Here is a 4,789-nt window from a genome sequence, read left to right on the forward strand (position 1 = left end):
CTCATTCAATGCCCCACTAAAAATGGGGGGATTACCAGACCATCAACTCCCGGAAGTCTGCGATCGAGAATAATGCAATCCCACTGCTCATCTAGAGCCAGATCACACCCCTGATTTCCATTAGCAACCGCCTTAATTTCCATATGCGCAAACATAGGAGAGGCCTTGATATAAGCGGCAGTCTCACAATCGTCCTCAACCAGTAGAATACGAGGAGCAGTCTCCTGACGATCAGCCATCATGAGCCCCCTTCCTTATTATACCTAACAGGTTCGATAAAATGCGTTGTGGTTCGAATGGAAACTTATCAAGAACTAAATATAGAATCGGGGTCGTATAAAGCGTCAGAGCCTGACTCACGACGAGGCCCCCAAGGATCGTGATACCAAGCGGCAAACGGAGTTCCGCACCGTATCCATGACCGAACAGCAACGGCAAAGCGCCAAACGCGGCGGCAAAAGTCGTCATCAGGATAGGCCGAAAACGACAAGAACACGCCTGACGAATAGCGTCCTCTGGGCTAAGACCTGATCGCTCGGCAGCAATAGCAAAATCAATCAGCATGATAGCATTCTTTTTAACGATACCAACAAGCAGAAGCAGTCCAATCATCGCCATGAGAGAAAACTCTTCGCCACAGGCCCACAGACCAAGCATCGCGCCAACACCGGCTGATGGTAAGGTGGACAGCACGGTAATCGGGTGGACAAAGCTTTCATACAGTATACCCAGAATGATGTAGATCCCCAGAACAGCGCCCCCGATCAATAACGGCTGATTGTTAGCTGAATTGCGTAACTGTGCTGCGTTGCCTGCGTAGTCCCCCTGAATTGACGCTGGAAGTCTGGCCTGAGCAACGACGCGATCGACTGTCTTCATCGCCTGATTTAAAGATACGCCTGGCGGAAGGTTAAAAGAAATTGTTGCAGCGATTGCCTGACCTGCGTGATTAACAGCAAGCGCAGTCTTATTCATTTTGCGGGTCGTCACGACAGAGAGAGGAACCATGGTTTCATGGACCGTCGAAACCGCTGATCCTGATGACGCGGAAGAGCCCCCCGCCAGACTATTGGCAATCTGGTTTGACATGCTCTGCCTGCTGACACTGTTTGTCGATCCTGATGTCTGTCCCTGCTGAACCCTGATGAGATTGGACTGGGCTGCACCGCTGGCGCTTCCCCCAGAGGTGCTCACCCACGTCTGCATAAGTGACTCTGGCGATTGCCAGAAGCGTGGCGACACTTCCATGATCACACGATACTGATTGAGGGGGTTGTAGATGACAGAAACCGCCCTTTGCCCATAGGCGTCATAAAGAACATTGCTGACCAGTTGAGGCGTGATTTGCACACGCGCAGCGGCGTCACGCACAATCCGCACATCCATACTGTCACCCCCCAGCAAGACGTCCGAGGAGACATCCATTAGTGTTTTCTCCCCGCCCAGCTGCGTCACAAGCTTCTGGGTGTAACGATAGAGTTCCTGTGGGTCATTACCCTGAAGACTATATTGATACGCCGCATTGCTCGGACGCGCACCGATCCGGATAGCTCCACGCTGAAGCGCAAAAAAGCGTGCATCTTTTAAAACGCGGGTGCGTTGACCCAGCCGACTGATCGTTGAGGCCACGGTATCGCTTCGCTCAGCCTTATCTGTCAGGCGGATGAAAATATTACCCTGATTGGAAGATCCTCGTCCGCCGAGGAAGCCTGCAACACCCGCAACATCCGGATCCTGCAGGAGTATGCTCTGAACAGTTTCCATATCGTGCGCCATGGCCTGAAAGGAAATTGTCTCATTCCCCATGACACGACCAAGAAGCATTCCGGTATCCTCGTCAGGAAACAGCCCCTGAGGAAGCCCCTGATACAGCGCCACTGTCACGCCTAGTGAGAGAGGAAGAGAGAGCAGGACGACCGTCGGGTGCCCTAACGCGACCTCCAGAGTGCGCTGGTAGATGTTCTGCGTCTGCTCATGCCACCGCTCAAGAATGCGGGTGAAAGCATTCTCCGCCGCATGTGTTCCCAGTCTGGCGCACAGCATGGGAGTGAGGCTGAGCGATAAAATTGCTGAAACGCATAGGGTCAATGCGACCGTGATGGCAAATTCGTGAAACAGCCGTCCGGTCAGACCGCCCATCAGCAGGATCGGTAAAAAGACCACGATAAGCGACGCAGTGATTGAGATAATCGTAAACCGCACCTCCTTGGCTCCCTGCCTCGCGGCATCCAGAGGTGGCAGACCCTCGTCAGCATAACGCGCGATGTTTTCAGCAACAACAATGGCATCATCCACAACGAAGCCTGTCGCAATTGTCAGAGCCATGAGGGACATAGTGTCGAGGCCGTAACCAAATAGCCACAGAAAACCAAGCGTTCCGAGAAGGGACGCCGGAATGACAACGGCAGGAACTACGACGATGCGTGGAGAACCGAGAAAAAGCAGGACGATCGCGATCACAAGAACAACAGAAACTCCCAGCGTCAGACGGGTATCTGCGAGAGAGGCCCGGATAATCTCTGACCGATCCATAACAGTGGCAAGCCTCGTTCCTGGCGCAAGACTGCTTTGAATGACCCCGTATTCGCTATGAAACTGATCTATTGCTGCAACAGCGTTAGCACTGGCCTGCATGTAGACTTGCGCAATAATCGCTGGCTTACCGTTATAGTAACCGGCATTGCGCACATCTTCCACGCTATCAATAATAGTCGCCACATCAGTGAGATAAATTGGTCTGCCGTTACGCCACGCGACAACTAGCCTCTGATAATCTGCCGCACAATGTATCTGGTCATTGGTTACAATCTGAAATCTCTGCCCAGCAGTATCGATATAGCCTTTTGGTGTGTGTGCATTGGCTGAAGCCAGTGCAGCACGGACATCTTCAAAGCCAAGTCCATATTTGTATAATATGAGCGGATTAATCTCGACACGCACGGCTGGCAGAGCACTGCCGCTGATCTGCACAAGGCCCACGCCGTGAATCTGTGAAAGGCGCGGAAGCAGGTTATTGGTTGCCTGATCATACAACATCGGCAGAGTATGAGTATCTGAAGCCAGAGCGAGGATCAGCGCTGGAGGATCGTTCGGGTTGGCTTTGGAATAGGTTGGGTTCTGCCGCAACGTCTTGGGCAGATCGACACGCGCTGCCTGAATAGCCGCGGCGACATCCCGCGCTGCGCCGTTAATGTCACGCGAGAGCGCAAACTGAAGCGTCACACGCAGCATCCCGTTGCTGGACTGAGACGTCATTTCCTGAAGTCCGGCAATGGTGCCGAGATGACGTTCCAGAGGCTCAGCAATGGAGCTGGCAATCTGCTCTGGCGTTCCGCCGGGCTGGGACGCTTGTACCTGAATGACCGGGAAATCAATATTCGGCAAATCTGACACAGGAAGCATGAGATACCCCATGAGTCCAAACAGGCAGAGAGAGACCGTCATTAAAATTGTAGCAACCGGTCTGGATATAAACCAATCCGTCATACTGGTGGGCGTTTCAGTTCAACATGATGAAGATCCTCACAGGGATCGGCGCATTACCGTTATTGAACTCGCGTCAGAGGGCAAGATATAGTAGCTCACGTTGGGAATTATTAATAGATCTACCATTTCCATAAATACGAATACACACTATATTTAGGGTAATAAATAAGAAAAATTCATATAGACGTTTTATGAGAGCAGAAAATTATGTTTTTTCGACTTTTTGTAGGTGTTATTATGTTTTTTTTATGGATTCAAGATCTCCGAAATCGAAAGTCGTAACAATAATTCATATGCACAAACGTAGCTGCTATTGGAACACCTGACATGATTTTTGGGTTTGTTGCTTTGTTCATGATCTCGATCGCCGCATTTGCGGTCAGCGCTGTCTCGGGTGGAGGGGCTGGTCTCATCATGATGCCTGTGCTGGGATTACTACTTACAGCCGATCATGTACCTGCCGCACTCTCTATCGGCACGGCTGCCAGTTCGATGTCCCGCATTGCTCTTTTTTTTCAAACCATTCAATGGCAAATCGTATTGCGTTTCGTGCCCTTGGCTCTACCAGCAGCGTGGGCGGGTATTCTACTCCTAAAACATATCCAGCCAGCCTATCTGGACTTTTTTCTCGGATTATTCTTGTTAGGTAATCTCCCACTCATGCTTCATCGCCACAAGGCAGACGATAAAATTTCAGAACCATGTAGTATAACATGGCTGCCGATAATCGGTGCCTTGGCCGGATTCATCTCGGGCTTCACTGGAGCGGTTGGATTATTGTTTAATGGCTTCTACCATCGTCTGGGCTTACGTAAGGAGGAGATTGTTGCAACTCGCGCGGCCAACGACATCCTGCTTCACCTCGTAAAAGTAGGTCTTTATACATTTTATGGGCTGGTCGACCAAAACACCGTTGCCGCAGGCATTATTGTCGCAGTTGCTGCTCTGGCGTCTTCTTTCATCATGAAAGCATCGCTACATCTTATTCCTGACAGCTTCTTCCGACAAATAGGACATGGTGCAGCTGTGGTTGCTGGCATCGCAATGATAAGCTTAGCAGGTAGCCAGATTACTTCGCAAAATCATATAAAATTTCGTTTCATCCAGAATAGTAAACAAGTAGAACTTGCTGTGGACTGGAAACAACATCAACTATCGATAGAACTAGAAAACCCGACAGAGTTGGAGATGAGCCACACCTTAAAATCGCAAGACGCTTCTGTCGAAAACATTGCTTCAGTTCTTCATTTTTCTCCCACTCGTGGCCTATACGTAACTTACCTAGAGCGTGTCGTCAGTTAAG

At 50.4% G+C, this 4,789-nt stretch carries 3 protein-coding genes; 1 reads left to right on the forward strand and 2 read right to left on the reverse strand.

The features are described from left to right. Positions 1-5 precede the first annotated feature (5 nt). Both AD944_RS01265 and AD944_RS01270 read right to left on the reverse strand, forming a co-directional pair. Positions 6-242 carry a response regulator gene (locus AD944_RS01265; protein ID WP_045543317.1) on the reverse strand — a complete coding sequence of 79 codons (237 nt, stop codon included), beginning with the start codon at positions 240-242 and terminating at the stop codon, positions 6-8. Beyond that, a complete protein-coding gene (locus AD944_RS01270; RefSeq protein WP_045543318.1) occupies positions 232-3,486 on the reverse strand; it encodes an efflux RND transporter permease subunit in 3,255 nt (1,084 codons plus the stop codon). The genes AD944_RS01265 and AD944_RS01270 overlap by 11 nt, the downstream gene beginning before the upstream one ends. A 327-nt stretch (positions 3,487-3,813) precedes the next feature. Here AD944_RS01270 and AD944_RS01275 point away from each other — a divergent pair, with 327 nt between their 5' ends. Beyond that, complete coding sequence (locus AD944_RS01275) at positions 3,814-4,788, forward strand: sulfite exporter TauE/SafE family protein (protein WP_045543319.1); 975 nt, start codon at positions 3,814-3,816, stop codon at positions 4,786-4,788. Position 4,789: the final 1 nt, after the last annotated feature.

This window comes from Acetobacter tropicalis (genome assembly GCF_001580915.1).
In the GTDB taxonomy this organism is placed as follows: Bacteria; Pseudomonadota; Alphaproteobacteria; order Acetobacterales; family Acetobacteraceae; genus Acetobacter; species Acetobacter tropicalis.

Excerpts from the sequence above, each read along its gene's own strand:
- AD944_RS01270 (WP_045543318.1), bottom strand. The coding sequence starts at position 3,486 with ATGACGGATTGGTTTATATCCAGACCGGTTGCTACAATTTTAATGACG.
- AD944_RS01275 (WP_045543319.1), top strand. The coding sequence starts at position 3,814 with ATGATTTTTGGGTTTGTTGCTTTGTTCATGATCTCGATCGCCGCATTT.
- AD944_RS01265 (WP_045543317.1), bottom strand. The coding sequence starts at position 242 with ATGATGGCTGATCGTCAGGAGACTGCTCCTCGTATTCTACTGGTTGAG.